At 60.3% G+C, this 15253-nt stretch carries 12 protein-coding genes; 5 read left to right on the forward strand and 7 right to left on the reverse strand.

Annotated elements, in window-relative coordinates:
* Nucleotides 1-2 precede the first annotated feature (2 nt).
* The 3 genes from J4D99_RS11955 to J4D99_RS11965 all read right to left on the reverse strand — a co-directional run bounded on the left by J4D99_RS11955 (nucleotide 3) and on the right by J4D99_RS11965 (nucleotide 2995).
* Nucleotides 3-536 (reverse strand): TetR/AcrR family transcriptional regulator, encoded by a 534-nt coding sequence (locus J4D99_RS11955; RefSeq protein WP_208131943.1) that lies wholly within the window; start codon nucleotides 534-536, stop codon nucleotides 3-5.
* 693 nt (nucleotides 537-1229) lie between these two features.
* Nucleotides 1230-2015: an SDR family NAD(P)-dependent oxidoreductase gene (locus tag J4D99_RS11960; RefSeq protein WP_208131944.1), complete on the reverse strand. Its 786-nt coding sequence runs from the start codon at nucleotides 2013-2015 to the stop codon at nucleotides 1230-1232.
* A 164-nt stretch (nucleotides 2016-2179) separates the two neighbouring features.
* Entirely contained in the window at nucleotides 2180-2995 is an 816-nt protein-coding gene (locus J4D99_RS11965; protein WP_208131945.1) for a phytanoyl-CoA dioxygenase family protein, read from the reverse strand.
* A gap of 331 nt (nucleotides 2996-3326) precedes the next feature.
* Here J4D99_RS11965 and J4D99_RS11970 point away from each other — a divergent pair, with 331 nt between their 5' ends.
* Both J4D99_RS11970 and J4D99_RS11975 read left to right on the forward strand, forming a co-directional pair.
* The gene (locus J4D99_RS11970; RefSeq protein WP_208131946.1) at nucleotides 3327-4886 is read left to right on the forward strand and encodes a hydroxymethylglutaryl-CoA reductase; all 1560 of its coding nucleotides are present in this window, start codon (nucleotides 3327-3329) and stop codon (nucleotides 4884-4886) included.
* Between the two features lie 79 nt (nucleotides 4887-4965).
* Nucleotides 4966-5691 carry a hypothetical protein gene (locus J4D99_RS11975; RefSeq protein ID WP_208131947.1) on the forward strand — a complete coding sequence of 242 codons (726 nt, stop codon included), beginning with the start codon at nucleotides 4966-4968 and terminating at the stop codon, nucleotides 5689-5691.
* Between the two features lie 59 nt (nucleotides 5692-5750).
* Here the strand turns inward: J4D99_RS11975 and J4D99_RS11980 are convergent, their stop codons facing one another.
* Complete coding sequence (locus J4D99_RS11980; protein WP_208131948.1) at nucleotides 5751-7433, reverse strand: S41 family peptidase; 1683 nt, start codon at nucleotides 7431-7433, stop codon at nucleotides 5751-5753.
* Between the two features lie 255 nt (nucleotides 7434-7688).
* Here J4D99_RS11980 and ruvX point away from each other — a divergent pair, with 255 nt between their 5' ends.
* The 3 genes from ruvX to J4D99_RS11995 all read left to right on the forward strand — a co-directional run bounded on the left by ruvX (nucleotide 7689) and on the right by J4D99_RS11995 (nucleotide 9859).
* Entirely contained in the window at nucleotides 7689-8120 is a 432-nt protein-coding gene (gene ruvX / locus J4D99_RS11985) for a Holliday junction resolvase RuvX (protein WP_208131949.1), read from the forward strand.
* Nucleotides 8120-8746 (forward strand): peptide deformylase, encoded by a 627-nt coding sequence (gene def / locus J4D99_RS11990; protein WP_208131950.1) that lies wholly within the window; start codon nucleotides 8120-8122, stop codon nucleotides 8744-8746. Before ruvX ends, def begins: the two co-directional genes overlap by 1 nt.
* A 102-nt stretch (nucleotides 8747-8848) precedes the next feature.
* Nucleotides 8849-9859: a zinc dependent phospholipase C family protein gene (locus tag J4D99_RS11995; protein ID WP_236018633.1), complete on the forward strand. Its 1011-nt coding sequence runs from the start codon at nucleotides 8849-8851 to the stop codon at nucleotides 9857-9859.
* 53 nt (nucleotides 9860-9912) lie between these two features.
* Here J4D99_RS11995 and J4D99_RS12000 read toward each other — a convergent pair whose 3' ends face one another.
* From J4D99_RS12000 to J4D99_RS12010, 3 genes are all read right to left on the reverse strand, one after another.
* Nucleotides 9913-11331 (reverse strand): MFS transporter, encoded by a 1419-nt coding sequence (locus J4D99_RS12000; protein ID WP_236018634.1) that lies wholly within the window; start codon nucleotides 11329-11331, stop codon nucleotides 9913-9915.
* Between the two features lie 70 nt (nucleotides 11332-11401).
* Nucleotides 11402-13198, reverse strand: coding sequence for an alpha-amylase family glycosyl hydrolase (locus tag J4D99_RS12005; protein WP_208131951.1), 1797 nt, complete (start codon nucleotides 13196-13198; stop codon nucleotides 11402-11404).
* 77 nt (nucleotides 13199-13275) lie between these two features.
* The gene (locus J4D99_RS12010; protein WP_208131952.1) at nucleotides 13276-15156 is read right to left on the reverse strand and encodes an alpha-amylase family glycosyl hydrolase; all 1881 of its coding nucleotides are present in this window, start codon (nucleotides 15154-15156) and stop codon (nucleotides 13276-13278) included.
* Between the last annotated feature and the right edge of the window lie 97 nt (nucleotides 15157-15253).

A 15253-nucleotide genomic window follows, 5' to 3' on the forward strand; every position in this document is an offset into this window, starting at 1 on the left:
GCTTAGCGCTGCACTTCGTATTTCCGCTTGATAAAGTCGAGCATCTCGCGCACGTGCTCATCGGTTTTGTTGGCCTCAATTTTCCAGAGCGCTTCTATCAGCAGCAGCAGCAGGCGGGTTTCCTTGTCGGGCTCGGGGTACCCTAGCTGCTCGAACGCCGCGCGCAGCCGTGCCGGCACTGGGCGCATAAAGCGCTCGTGCTGCTGCTGGGCCGTTTCGTAGTCGGCCAGCCGGTATTGCAGCTTCCAGAAGTGCGGCTCTTCCAGCACCATCTTATAGGGCAGGTCGATGACGCTGTGAATGAAGGTAAGCGGGTCGGTTTCGAGCAAGCCGCCGCGGTTGTGCTCGATGATGCGCTGGTAGCCGCTCTTAATAATAAAGTCGAGCAACTGGTCTTTCGAGCCGAAGTGCTTGAAAATAAGGGCTTCCGAAACACCGGCAGCCTTGGCAATCTGTTGGGTTGAGGTATTCTCAAACCCTTTATCCCCAAACAGTTGCAGCGCCACATTGGCAATGTGTTGGCGGCGGGTAATCATAAGCGGTGGGGTGGAGCTGGGGGGAGCTCAGAATGAAGTACAAAGTTCGGGCATAATCGCTGTATCAACAGCGAAAACTTCATTTTATTCCCGTTACGGTGGCTTAGCAGCCAGCTAAAAAGAAACCGGCCGATTTGGGAATACCAAATCGGCCGGTTGGAAAACTTTCAAACTCTGCCAGGCCGGGGCGGGGCAGATATTCACAACCGGCTGGGGTGGGACGACGGCCGGGTATTCAGAGTGTGGGACGGAACCAGACGGGGTGGGACGACGGCTGGCAATGAGAATATGGGAACCGGCTGGGGTGGGACGACAGCCAGGCAACTTGAGAGTGTACAGCTAACCGGGTGGGACTCGCTAGCTGTTTGTGGGAACAATATTACAACAGAAAAGTAATTCGCGGTAAGTGTTAGCTCACTAGAAATGGGTGAGTAGACACTTACTATGCATTTTGAATGCTATTTTCCTGATTATCAAGGAGAAAAATTTCGTATAAAATTTTGTCATTTTCGGCAATCACTACCTACACTTACCAAAAACAGTCTTGGTAACGGAAAGCCCGCTGAAAACGATTGTGGACAAGATAACTACGTAAAATCTTCGAAAAAGGTCGTAGGCAACTCGGAGACGCTGGTAAAAGCGCACAAGGTGTTTATCGAGCAACGTAAAGCTGCGAACGAAAAATACGTTGATTTATAAGTACTTTTCGTAGATGCCGGCCGCAATCTTCTCCACCAGAGGCTTGGGTACGACATTGGTAAGGCCAGCCGATACTTTATTAAGTACGCCGGGAATAAACTCTGCTTTCCCCGCAAACAGCGCCTTTAAACCCGCGTCGGCCACTTGGCTAGGGGTCATCGATACTTTATTGGCTACAGCTTGCAGCTCGCTGCCCATACCGGCGCGGTTGCCAAAGTCGGTGGCAGTGGCGCCTGGGCTAAGGCAGGTAACAGAAACGGTGCTGTCTTTCAGCTCGTAGCGCAGCCCCCGGCTAAAGCTCAGCAAAAACGCTTTGCTAGCCGCGTATACCGTAAGCGAAGGCACAGCCTGGTAGGCCGCCGTGCTGGCTACGTTGAGAATATACCCTTTGGCAGCCCGGCGCAGCAGCGGTAGCAGCGCATAAGTGAGCTGCACCGGCAGGTTGAGGTTGAGCTGCAGCATATTGAGCTGCTCCTCCAAGTTGAGCTTCTCAAAACGGCCCCAGAGGCCATAACCCGCATTATTGATGAGTACCGCTAGGCCCTCGGGCGCCTGGTGGGCCGCCCAGGTGGCTACCTCGGCAGCGGCATCGGGCTGCGTCAGGTCGAGAGCCAGTACTTCGGCCGTGCGCTGGTGTTGGGTTTTGATTTCCTGCGCCAATGCCTGTAGCTGGTCGGCCGAGCGGGCTACCAGAAGTAAGTCGTAGCCGCGCTGGGCGAGGCCTAGCGCCAGCGCCCGGCCAATGCCGCGCGAGGCACCGGTAATAAGAGCAATCGGCATTTAATAGAAGCAGAAAAGTGACAGACTAGTGCTTGGTTAAAAAAGAACGTCATGCTGAGCCTGTCGAAGCAGTGCTACCAAACGGCACCCTAGCGGTGCGGCAGCTATGCTTCGACAAGCTCAGCATGACGGTCGGGTGCTGAGCGGCAGGCGTGAAGGCGTACTTATTTTACCAGGTGCAGGAAGCGCAGGTAAAAGGGCGTAGGGCTTTCCTCGCTCTTGGGCTGGTACTTGCCGCCGATGATGGGTACGTACATTACGCGACGCCGCGACTCGGGGCCCACCAGCGGCGACTGTGCCACGCGGTGCCACATGCGGCCATCGTGCACGGTGAGGTCGCCGGGCTCGGTTTCAATGGCAATTTCGTTCGGGTCGTAGTACACGTCCTTGTAGTACTTCTTGCGAAACAGCATCTTGCCCAGGCCCTGGCGGTGGGTGCCCGGTATCACGCGCAGGCCGCCGTTGGTGGCTTTGGTGCCGTCGAGGTGCAGGCCCACGTTGAGCATAGGCCGAATACGCTTGCCGTAGAATACATCGCGCAGCGAGTCGGTGTGCCAGCCCATCTGGCTGAACTCCGAGCCCTCCACGTTCACGTAATGGTTTACTACGAGGCCATCGCGCTCGTTTTCGCCCACGCGGCCACCTTCTATTTCGAGCAGCGGAAACAAGGCCTCGAAGCGCTTGTCTTGCAGCAGCTCGTGCAGCACCGGGCTGTGCTGCGAGGCAAAGGCAAAGCGCTGCACGATGGGCGAGCCATCCACATCCTTGCCATACTTAATAGGAACGCCATTTACCTTCTCTACCTGGTGGGCCAGCCAGTCAGCTTGCACGTCTTGCGTCGCCTTCAGGTAGGCTTGCACCTGCTCGGGCGAGGCGAAGGGGCGAAAATGCAAAAAACCGTATTTAGCAAAGAAGGCCCGCTGCTCGGCCGTCAGGGTCTGGCCAAGAGTAAAGCGCGGATAATCAGATAAAGATGCCATAGAGGGAAAAGCTGGCGGAAATAATTCCCGGCCACCCTGGGGTTCAAATGAAAGGGCAAAGATACGCTAGCCGGCAGTCGTAGAGAATGAGTAATTATTCACAGATTACTACGCCGCGCGGCCAATAACCGCTTTGTGCAGCAGGAAGTTTGCAGTAGAGGGTGCTTTTTAGGGGCTGTAGATGGACTTTTTACAACTTTTAACCCGCGTCATCCCTATAGGGTGCGCATGGTCGTGCTGACCCGGCCAGCCACTGTGCGCAAACTTGCGTTACTTGGAGCCTGCTAAGGTTTCCGGCTCTTTGCATCTAACCTCCTCCACCCAGCTCTCTATGGCTTTCACGCCCAGCCCGATGCTTCTCAAGCTGCTCTACAACCGGGGTAGCCTCCACAACCTGCCCGAGGGTAAAGGCGTGGCGTTCAGCATCAAAAACCGCCTCGATACAGTGCGGCTCACCGGTTTGCAACGCGTAAAGCTCGGCGAGGTGGTAGTACCAGCCTCCCACATTCAGCTCGACCTGGGTGGGGGCGAGGTGCGCGCTGGGGCTAGCGTGGCGGCCGATGGGCAGGCTATTGAGCTGCCCGTGGGCCGCACCATCACCTTTGTGCTCGATACGCCCCCCTTGGCCGAAGGCATGCACCAGCTGCAGGCGCAGTTCAGTACCGATGCGTTTGGCGAGCTGAGCGTGGAGGTGGAAGATGCCATTGTGAGCCACGATGGCCGGGTACGCATTCCGCGCTCCGACGAAGACGACTATGCTGAGGCCGCCATTCAAGCTCGCCAGCGCTTTGCCGAGCAGTTTACGCAGCAAGAATACACGCACCTCAAACACTACTCCTTTGACCCGCACGCCCTGAAGGGCAACTGCGAGCACTTTATGGGAGTGGCGCAGGTACCAGTAGGGCTAGCGGGCCCGCTGCACGTAAACGGCGAGCACGCGCAGGGCGAGTTTCTCATCCCGATGGCCACTACCGAGGGCACCCTGGTAGCCAGCTACAACCGCGGCATGCAGGTGCTCAACCTGTGCGGCGGCGTGAAGTGCACCGTCATTGGCGATGCGATGCAGCGGGCGCCGGTGTTTGTATTCGACGATGCGCGCGGCGCGCGCGACTTTGGCCGCTGGGTGGCCGAGAGCCTGGAGCAAATCAGGCCCGAGGCCGAAAGCACCTCGCGGGTGGCCAAGCTGCAATACATTGATACCTATCTGAGTAACAAGTTTGCCTACCTGCGCTTCAACTTCTCGACCGGCGACGCAGCTGGCCAGAACATGGTGGGCCGGGCCACGTTTGCGGCCTGCTCCTGGATTTTGGAACACTACAAAGGCGCGCCCATCCGGCATTTCTACCTCGAGTCGAATTTCGCCACCGACAAGAAAGCCAGCCAGATAAACGTGATGCGCACCCGCGGCAAACGGGTGGTGGCCGAGGCCGTGATTCGGCGCGATGTGCTGCAGCAGCGCATGCGCGTAACGCCCGAACAGCTGGCCTACCACGGGCAGGTGAGCAACGTAGGGGCTTTTCTGTCAGGCGCTAATAATAACGGCGCGCACTCGGCCAATGGCATTACGGCGCTCTTCATCGCCACGGGCCAGGACGTAGCCAACGTGAGCGAGTCGAGCGCCGGTGTGTTGTATTCGGAGGTGACGAAGGAGGGCGACTTGTACATCAACATCACCATTCCATCGCTCATCGTGGCCACTCACGGCGGCGGCACGGGGCTAGCCACCCAAAACGAATGCCTGCGCATGCTAGGCTGCGTGGGCCAGGGCACGGTCTACAAGTTTGCCGAAATAGTAGCCGGCGTGGTGCTGGCCGGCGAGCTGAGCCTGGGTGCCGCCATCAGCAGCAGCGACTGGGTGAGCAGCCACGAGCAGTACGGCCGCAACCGCTAGGGGCTAGGTAGTTGCGCAGCCAGGGGCCTACGTATCTTTGAGCTACGTACTTCCTTCCCTTCTGCATTAGTAAGTGAAAATGTTATTTTTCACGCTGCTGTTCGCAGCGTGTTCTGCCCCGGCCTGGGCCCAGGCTAGCCGTGCGGCCGACCCAGGCCGTGCGCTCTATCGGGAAGCAAATACCCCGGTGGCCGCCCTGCGCACCCGCGCGGCCACTAGCCAGCACGAAAACGAGTTTCTCAACAAAGGCACCTACGAAACCGGCTACCTGCGTGCGCTCGATGGCCGGCGCATCCTGGTGCTGGGCCTGCGCTACCACGTGGGCCAGCGCGTGGTGCAGGTGCAAGATTCGATGCAGGCCGACAGCACCCACTACTGGCCTCTGGCCGCCGTGCGCGGTTTCGACCTGGGCACTGAAGACGATGCTCCCTTAGCCAATTCGCCGGATGCCGTGGTTGGGGTGCGCCGCTATCGTGCCCGGCTGGTGCAAGAGGGCAAGCAAGGCACCCGGCGCGAAGCAGTACAAGTGTTGACTTCTATCGACTCGGGGCCGCTGCTACTGGCCTGGCTGCCAGTAGTGCCCGAGCCTGCGGGCCTTGCGCAAGTGCTGGTAGCGGGCCCCGGCACCACCCCCACCGAGCCGCTTCGCCCGCTGGAGCTGACCGAAGCGGCCGTGCTGCGCCTCTGCGGCAGCCGCGCCGCTGAAGTGCGCACCTTCGCCAGCGCCCGCCACTTGCGCTTCGACCAACCTGCTGACGTAGCCAAGCTGTTTGACTACTACAACCGGGTGGCAGTGGCGAAGTAGGTATAAAAGTTATCTGTCACGCTGAGTTCGCGAGGCATGACAGATAACTTTTACCGCCTTTATTTCCCCAGCAGGGCTAGCTGCGCCGTGCTATCTTGCACCACGTGCAGGGCTTGCTGTAGCTCTAAGTCTGTATCGCGCAGCACGGCGCGGCTCGCCTCAGGGCCGTAGGCGCTACGCGCGATATTGGCCTTGAGGCTGGCCCGTAGCGCCGGCGCGCACCGGCGCAGGGCCGCCGGGTCAGGCCGCAGGCCGGCTTTGGCAGCCAGGCGCACGAGGCCGTCGAGCTCGGTATCGGTGACGCGAAACACCGCTTGATACTGCGCAAAGCGCAGGCCGGCTAGCTCGGCTTTGTGCTGACGGTAGAAGGCTAGCGAGTAGGCCCATACAGCGCCTGAGCGTTGCAGCTCGGTGTAATAAGCGGAATGAAGCAGCGTATCGCGGGCCACAAACACATCGGGCATAATGCCGCCGCCGCCGTACACCACCCGGCCGTGGTCGGTACGGAAGCGCTGCTCCTGGGCAAAATGCACGCTGTCGGCCGAGGCCAGCTCCCCGTGCTGCTCGCGCTCAGTGAGCTCGCGGTTGTAGCTGGCGCGGTCGGCGCCGTAGGGCTTCTGAATGCAGCGGCCTACGGGCGTGTAGTAGCGCGCCACCGTCAGGCGCAGCTCGCCGCCTTCCTGTAAGGCAATAGGCTGCTGCACCAAGCCCTTGCCAAAAGTGCGGCGGCCCACCAGCAGGGCGCGGTCGTGGTCTTGCAGGGCGCCGGCCAGCACTTCGGCGGCAGAGGCACTGTTTTCATCTACCAGCACCACCAGCGGGCCCTGTTCCCAGTCGCCGGCTACGTGGGCGTAAGTTTGGGTAGCATACTGCTCGTCTTTGCCCACCGTGTACACGATTTTGCGCGAGCCACCGATAAACTCGTCGGCTAGCCGGGTGGCGCGGTCAAGGTAGCCACCCGGGTTGCCGCGCAGGTCGAGCACCAGCCGCTTCAGGCCCTGGCGCTGCAAGTCGGCTAGCTGGGCTTTAAACTCCTCGTACGTATTGGTGGCGAAGCGGTCGACTTTGATGTAGCCAGTTTGCCCATCTTCCAGCAGCACGCCCGGCTCTACCGAATTGTTGGCTAGCCGGCCCCGGTTGAGATGCACGGCCAGGGACTGCGGCTGGCCCGGCCGGGCCACTACCAGGATCAGGCTGGCGCCGCGTGGCCCGCGTAGCAGCTGGGCTAGCTGAGTGGGGCTCAAGTGGGTACCTGCCACCGGCTGGTTACCCACGCGCAGCAGCTGGTCGCCAGGCAATAGGCCCGCTGCCTCGGCCGGGCCGCCTGCCAGGGTGGTCACGACCGTAGCCGTATCCCTGAAAAAGTTAAAATCGAGCCCCGCCCCGTCGAAGCTGCTTTGCAGGAAGGCATCAACCTGCTCGCGGTCCTTGGCGGGGATGTAGACCGAGTGCGGGTCGAGCTTACCCAGCAGCTGCGCCACGGCGTAGTTGGTGAGCCCGTCGGCATCGACCGAGTCGACGTAGTCGCGGTCGATATAGCTTAGAATCTCCTTGTAGCGCAGGTAGCCCCTAGCCGTAGCCTCCGGGTTCTCAGTGGTAGGGCGGAATAAGTTGGTGCCTAGTATGATACCGACGCCTAGCGTAAGCAACGGAAACAACGCCAAGCGGTAGCCCCGGCCCCGGCGGGGGGGCACCGCCGTAGCGGGCTCAACAGCGCGGGGCGATGGCAGTGGGGCGGACATAAACGAATCCGCAGCGCGGATAAATCAAGCTGTACTAGCCGAAGGAGCTATTACTCAATCAAATTTAGGCTGGCCCTGGCACATCAGCGCCGCCAAGGTCAGCTAGGGAGGCGGTTTCTGCCTAAGCCTAAACTTTTTCTCCGCAAAAGCCAAAAGTGTTGGGATAGTGCTAGCTGCGCTAGCCCTTGGCCGTCGCCTCAGCAGCTGGGCGGCCCTGCGCCGGGGCCGTATCTTTGTGGTTTACCGCGTTTGCTTATGTCTACTCCCACCACCGGCCGCATTCTGGCCATCGACTACGGCCACAAGCGGGTGGGGCTAGCCATTACCGACCCGCTGCAGCTCATCGCCTCGCCGCTCGATACCATTCACAGCCAGGATTTGGTGAAGTTCGTGCTCGACCATCACCGGCGCGAGCCGCTGGCGGCCGTGGTGGTGGGTATGCCCCGCACGCTGCTCAACGAGCCCACCGACTCGACCAGCGCCGTGGTAGGATTGCTGCGCCGTCTGCGCCGCGAGCTGCCCGAGCTGGCCATCCACGAAATCGACGAGCGCTTTACCTCGCGGCTGGCCAAGCAGGCTATGCTGGCCGGCGGCCTGGGCCGCAAGGCTCGCCAGGACAAAGCCACGGTAGACAAGGTGAGCGCCGCGCTAATACTCCAGTCTTTTCTAGAATCCCCTCTACGCTAATGATTCTCCCGATTGTTGCCATCGGCGACCCCGTACTCAAGACGCTCGCCAAAGACCTGCCCACCGACCTGCCCGCCACCGACCTGCAAAAGCTGGTGCAGGATATGTTTGAAACCATGTATTCGGCTCACGGTGTGGGCCTGGCCGCCCCTCAGATTGGGCGCGCCGTGCGCTTGTTCGTGATGGACTCGGGCCCCATGCTAGGCCCCGATGAGGACGACGAAGACGACGAGCCCGTAGAAGTGGCCGCGCCCGACGAAATCCAGGAAACGCCCATCAAGCGCGCCTTCATCAACCCCCAAATGCTGAGCGAAACCGGCGAGCCCTGGGGCTTTGAGGAAGGTTGCCTCAGCATTCCGGGTGTGCGCGAGCTGGTGCAGCGCTGCCCCAATATCGTGCTGCGCTATGAGGATGAAAACCGCCAGGTGCACGAGGAGGCCTTCAGCGGCATGGCGGCTCGCATCATCCAGCACGAGTACGACCACCTGGAAGGTATCCTGTTCACCGACAAGCTATCAGCTTTTAAAAAGCAGCTGCTGAAAGGCCGGTTGGCTCGTATCAGCAAGGGCGATGTGAAGCACGACTACCGCATGAAGTTTGCCGCTAGCGCGGGCGGCCGCCGCTAGGCCCTCTAACCAGGCACATTATCTTAAACTGGAAAGCCGGTATATCGTCAGATATGCCGGCTTTTTTGTTACTTGCTGATTGATGAACAGAAGTATTCTTTTATGAGAGAGCTACTACGTCTGCGCTTGGCTAAGCTGCGGTGGCTGCTGCTAGGGGTAGTTTGCTGGCTAGCCCTGCCTGCGCCGGCCCAGGCATGGGGCTTCTTCGGCCACCGGCTGCTGAATAGGCTGGCCGTGTATACGCTGCCGCCCGAGATGTTGCCCTTCTTCAAGGCCAACATCGAGTACCTGACTACCAACGCTACCCGGCCCGATTCGCGGCGCACGGTGGTGCCCACCGAGGCGCCGCGCCACTTTATGGACGTAGATGTGTACGGCGACAGTGCCCTCACGCGCCACGGCCTGCCCCGCGCCTATGCCGACGCTGTGGCCCTAGTGGGTGGCGAAGACTCGCTGCTGCACCACGGCATTGTGCCTTGGCAGGTGGCCAGCATGAAAAGCAAGCTCACGGCCGCCTTCCAGGCCGGCGATACCGACCGCATCCTGTACCTGGCCGCCGACCTGGGGCACTACGTGGCCGATGCCTGCGTGCCGCTGCACACCACCCGCAACTACAACGGCCAGCTCACGGGCCAGCGCGGCATCCACGCGCTGTGGGAGTCGCGCCTGCCTGAGCTGCAAGCCGCCGACTACGACTTGCTCACTGGCCAGGCTCCTTACCTGGAGCAACCCACCGAGGCCGCCTGGGCCGCCGTGGCTCGGGCGCACACGGCTGTCGATTCGGTATTTCAGATGGAGAAGCTAGTGTCGGGCGAGCTGAGCGAAGACCGTAAATTCAGCTACGAGCAGCGCGGCAACCAGACTATCCGGGTGTACTCGCGGGAGTTTAGCCTGGCGTATCATCGGCGGCTAGGGGGGCAGGTAGAGCGCCAACTGCGCTACGCGGCGCGGCTCATCGGGGCGTTCTGGTATACGGCCTGGGTCGATGCTGGCCAGCCCGACCTCACCGGGCTTGACCAGCACCCGTCGGTGGCCGCGCAGCTAGAGGCTGAGCAGGAAAGCAAGGCGGCTAGCGCTATACCCGTCAAGGCATTGCCGGGCCACGACGAATAGCTTGGGCATAAAAAAGCCCGCTGATTAGGCGGGCTTTTTTGTAGAATGACTCGCTACACGTTCGGGTTATTGCTGGCCAGCACATCGTAGGCCAGGTTTTCGGCCGGCGTCATGTTGTTGGGCAGGCGAATATCGTCGGCGTCGTGCACGCGCAGGGTAAGCAGGCCCGAGAGTATCATCGAGCAGCCGCCGAATACGAGCGTGAGCACCGGCTCGCCCCCAAACACGTGTTTGGTGAAGAAGCCCAGCGTGACGCCGGCTACCATTTGAGGCAGCACGATGAAGAAGTTGAACACGCCCATGTAGTAGCCCATCTTGTTGGCCGGCAGCGCGCCGGCTAGCATGGCGTACGGAATGCTCAGGATGCTGGCCCAAGCCACGCCCACACCTATCATCGACACCAGCAGCAGCTGCGGGTTTTGGATAAAGTAGATGGAAATGAGGCCTAGCCCGCCCGCCGTGAGGCACAGCAGGTGCGTCATGCGGCGGCTCGTGGCGCGCGCAATAACCGGCAGCGCCAGCGCCGCCAGCGCCGATACCCCATTGTAGACCGAGAAGCAAACGTTTACCCAGTCGGCCCCCTCGTTATAGATTTTGGAGGTCGTGTCGCTGGTGTGGTAAATGTGGCTGGTGATGGCCGGCGTGGCATAAATCCACAGCGAAAACAGGGCTAGCCAGCTGAAAAACTGCACCACCGCCAGCTGCCGCATAGTGCGCGGCATGTCTGAGATACCTGCGAAGGCTTCTTTTATAATATTCCAAAAGCCAGCGGTACGGGCTTTCTCGGCTTCAAACTCAGCTAAGTTTTCGGGTGGGTACTCGCGGGTGCGAACAACCGTCCAAAGCACTGCCAGGAAGTAGATGATACCTCCCGTATAAAAGGCGTACTTCAGTGAGGGCGAAATATGCCCAGCCGGAGCTACGTTGCTGAAATGCAGCCAATTGGTGAAAATGTACGGTAGCAGCGACCCCACCACGGCCCCGATACCGATGAAGAAGGTTTGCGCCCCGAAGCCCGTGGTGCGCTGGTTGCTAGGCAGCATGTCGCCCACCAGCGCCCGAAAAGGCTCCATCGAGATGTTGATGCTCGCATCCATAATCCAGAGCATGCCCGCCGCCATCCAGAGGGCCGATACGTGCGGCATCACCAGCAGGGCTAGCGAGGCGCAGATGGCCCCGACCAGGAAGAACGGCCGCCGCCGGCCCCAGCGCGGGCTCCAGGTGCGGTCGGAGAGATAGCCGATAATGGGCTGAATGAGCAGGCCCGTGGTGGGCGCGGCCAGCCACAAGAAGGCCAGCTCATCTTCCTTGGCGCCCATCGTTTCGAAGATGCGGCTCATGTTGCCGTTCTGGAGGGCAAAGCCAAACTGGATGCCCAGGAAGCCGAAGCTCATGTTCCAGATTTGCCAGAAACTGAGGCGGGGCTTCACGCGCAGCGCCGAGGGGTTGTCGATGATAGCACTACCGGCCATTGCAACAAATCGAAAAGGGTGGGAGAAGAAGTAGCTGAAAGTTACGCTAGGCCAGTGTTTTACTCCTAGACTACTGCGGCTTTATTTCCAGCACCATGGCGCTCAGGGGCTCCAGCGTGAGGCGAAGGCTGGCCTGGGGCTCGCCGCCAGTAAGCAGGTCGCGGTAGGTGTAGGTGCGCTGCGTGGGCAGGCCCATGCGCTGCAGCACGGCATCGGGAATGAGCAGGGTAGGGCGGTAGGTCTTCGTGTCGCTGAAGTTGACGACCACCAGCACTTGCTGGCCCTTGGTGTAGCGCAAGAAGCAGTAAAGCTTGCGCTGGTCGTACTCCTTGCTGAGGTTGTTGGCGTCTTGCAGCTCGTAGAACTGCCCCTTGCGGATGGCCTCGCTGCTGCCGGCTAGGGTCAGCAGGCGCTTGTAAAAGTCGCGCAGCTGCTTTTGCTCGGCGCTGAGCTTGCCGCCGTCCATCTTGCCCTGGTTCAGCCACTTCTGGTGCTCGGGCACGCCCCAATAGTCGAAGATGGTGGTGCGGCCGTCTTCGCCCGAAAAGCCTTCGCTGCCCAGCGCCGGCTCGCCCACCTCCTGGCCCATGTAGAGCATAATAGGGCCCGTGGCCAGGGTCGCCGACACCGTCATGGCCGGAATGGCACGGCCCGGGTCGCCGGCAAATTCCTTAGAGGCAATGCGCTGCTCGTCGTGGTTTTCCAGAAAGCGCAGCATGCGTGAGCTGAAGCCGTTGCTTTCCACTTTCCACACGTGGGTGATGTCGTCCATGTTGCCCTCCTGGCGCATGAGGCGGCGCAGGCCGTCGTAGAGGCCTACTTTATCATAGAGAAAATCGAAGTGGCCCTTGTTGAAATACGTGGCGTATTCCTTCGGATTGTAGGCCTCGCCAATGAAGATGAGGCTGGGTTTTACCTTCTTTAGCTCCGGAATAACCCAGGCCCAGAACTCGACGGGCACCATCTCGGCCATGTCGCAGCGGAAGCCATCCACGTCCTTTTTGGTCCAGAAGATGAGAATGTCGCGCATCTTCTTCCAGGTATCCGGAATGGGCTCGAAGTGCATCTGGCGGCCATTTTTATAATCGACGCCGTAGTTGAGCTTGATGGTTTCAAACCAGTCATCCACGCTAGGGGTGGCCGAAAACACGTCGTTGCCGGTAGCCTTGGCCGGAAACTCCTGGTACTTGCCATCCTCGCTAGGCCCCTTCAGCGGGCCTAATGGGTTGTAGCCGGCCGGCACCACGAAGTGCTCGCCGGGCAGATAGTAGAAATTATTGTTGGGCGCGAAAGCCTTGGTCTTGTCGTCCTGCGCACCCAGGTCTACTACACCGTCCGGCTTGGCGTCGGAGTGGTAGGAGCGGGCCACGTGGTTGGGGATGAAGTCCATAAGTACCTTCAGGCCGTGGGCGTGGGTGCGCTTTACGAGGGCCTCAAACTCGGCCATGCGGGCTTTTTTGTCCACGGCTAGGTCGGGGGCCACGTCGTAGTAGTCCTTCACGGCGTAGGGCGAGCCGGCGCGGCCCTTCACCACGTCGGCATCGTCGGCGGCCAGGCCGGCCTGCGGGTAGCTGGTCATGGTGGCGTGCTCAAGCACCCCGGTGTACCACACGTGCGACACACCCATTTCCTTGATTTTGGTCAGGGCCAGGTCGTTGATGTCGTTAAACTTGCCACAGCCGTTTTCAAGCACGGTGCCGTAGGGCTTGTTCAAGGCCACTTTATTACCAAACAAACGCGGCAGCAGCTGGTAGATAACGAGCTTGTTATCCTGCGGGATTTCGGTAGTTGTGTTGGGGTCTTGGTCCACGGGGGAGGTAAAAGCGGATAGCGCCAGCAAGCCGGCCGCTAGCAAAAGGTTTTTCATACGTGCCGGTAAGGTAGGCGCATAGCGGGGCTTTCTGGCTTTTTATGCCCCCTAGCGGGGCTAAAAAGAGCGTATTTCTACTTCTTCAGCTCCACTACCCAGGCGGTATGCGCGGGCACGGTCAGCGTTTTGAGGTCGGCGATGCTAGCCCCCGTCACCACCTCTGTGCCCGACGTGAAGCCATCGGTGCGCTCGGCGTAGCGGGTGCCATCTACCTTCTTCGCTTCCTTGGTGTTGTTGGCAATCACCATCACGCACTCGCCAGCGTCGTTGTAGCGGAAATACGTGTACACGCCATCCTGCGGGATGAATTGCATCAGCTTGCCGCTGCTCAGCACGGGGTGCGCCTTGCGGTAGTTGGCGAGCTTGCTCACGTAGTCGAAAGCCTCGCCGGCCTGGCCGGGGCGGTTCACGAAGTAGTTGGTTTTGTCGCCGGCAAAGCCGCCGGGGAAATCCTCACGCACCTTGCCGTCGGGGTTCGAGAAGTTCTTCATCAGTACCTCGGTACCGTAGTAGAGCTGCGGCGTGCCGCGCAGGGTCAGCAGCCAGGCAATGCCCATCTTGAACTTGCTGAAGTCTTCGCCAATCACCGAGTAGAAGCGGCTCATGTCGTGGTTGTCGAGGAAGGGCACGTTGCGCGTGGCATCCACGTACATCCAGTCGCCCTGCAGGGCGTGGTAGAGCTTGTTGAGGTCGCCGCCATCGCCCTTCAGCACGTCGCTGATGCCAAAGCAAATCTGGAAGTCGAGCACGCCCGGCAGGTTCGACTTAAAGCCGTTGACGGGCGGGAAAATGTTCTGGGCGAAGAACGCCTGCTCGGCCTCGGTGCCCTCCCAGGCCTCACCAAACAGGGCCAGCTTGGGGTATTCCTCACCAATGGCCTTGCCCCAGTCCATCAAGAACTTAGGCTCCGAATACGGGTAGGTGTCGATGCGGTAGCCATCCAGGCCGGTAGCTTCGACCCACCACAGGAAGTTCTGAATCAGGTACGTCGAAACCAGCGGGTTGCTCTGGTTTACGTCGGGCATGGTGGTGTCAAACCAGCCGTCGTTTTCCAGTATCCGGTCGCGCTTCGAAGCGTAGGGGTCGTTGAGGGTGAAGGCGTTGTAGTTGCTGCGCGTGAAGGTGGGGAAGGCGTGAAACCAGTCGGCCGCCGGCTTATCCAGGAACAAGTGGTGGTAGCTGCCCCAGTGGTTGAGCACGATGTCCTGCACCACCTTCAGGCCCTGGCCATGCGCAGCTTTCACAAACTGCACGTACTCGGCGTTGGTGCCGTAGCGCGGGTCTACCTTGTAGCAGTCCGTCACGGCATAGCCGTGGTAGCTCGCCTTGGGCATGTCGTTTTCGATAATCGGCGTGGGCCAGATGGTGGTAGCACCCAGCTGCTTGATGTAGTCGAAGTGGTTCTCGATGCCCTTGAGGTCGCCGCCGTGGCGGGCATACATTGAGTCACGGGCAATGTGATTTACGCGGGTGCCCTTCACCACATCATTTTTGGGGTCGCCGTTCGAGAAACGGTCGGGCATCAGGAAGTAAATAAAGTCGGCCTGCGTGAGGCCCTGCGTGCGCGCCGGGTCAGCGTTGCGCGGGCGCAGCTCGTAGCTGTAGGTGAAGGGCTTGGCCCCCGCAAACTTGAGCTGGAGCTTGCCGGGCTGCGCCTGCGGGCTCACCGTAAGGTTCACAATTAAGTAGTTGGAGCTTTCGAGCTTCTGGAAGCCGTCGAGCGTTACGCCGGGATACGTGGCTAGGGTCACCTGGTCGGCGGCGATGCCGGGCGCGTTCACCAGCAACTGCAGCTTGGGGTTTTTCATGCCCACAAACCAATAGGTGGGGTCAATGCGAGCGGCCGTTTTGGCGGCGGCCGACCCTGGCTTGGCTGGCGGCGCGGCCAGCGTGGGGCTAGCCGAGAGTAACAAGGCCGCTGCCGAAGCCGTTAGGAAAGAGCGAAAAACACGCATGAAGCAGATAATGAAGGGGAAGGGTGGGAAAAATAACGGAAACCCCCGATGGACAAATCGGGCTAGCCAGGTGGCCGCAAGGCATGTTTTGGCCCGC

The organism is Hymenobacter sp. BT559, from assembly GCF_017571525.1.
In the GTDB taxonomy this organism is placed as follows: Bacteria; Bacteroidota; Bacteroidia; order Cytophagales; family Hymenobacteraceae; genus Hymenobacter; species Hymenobacter ginsengisoli.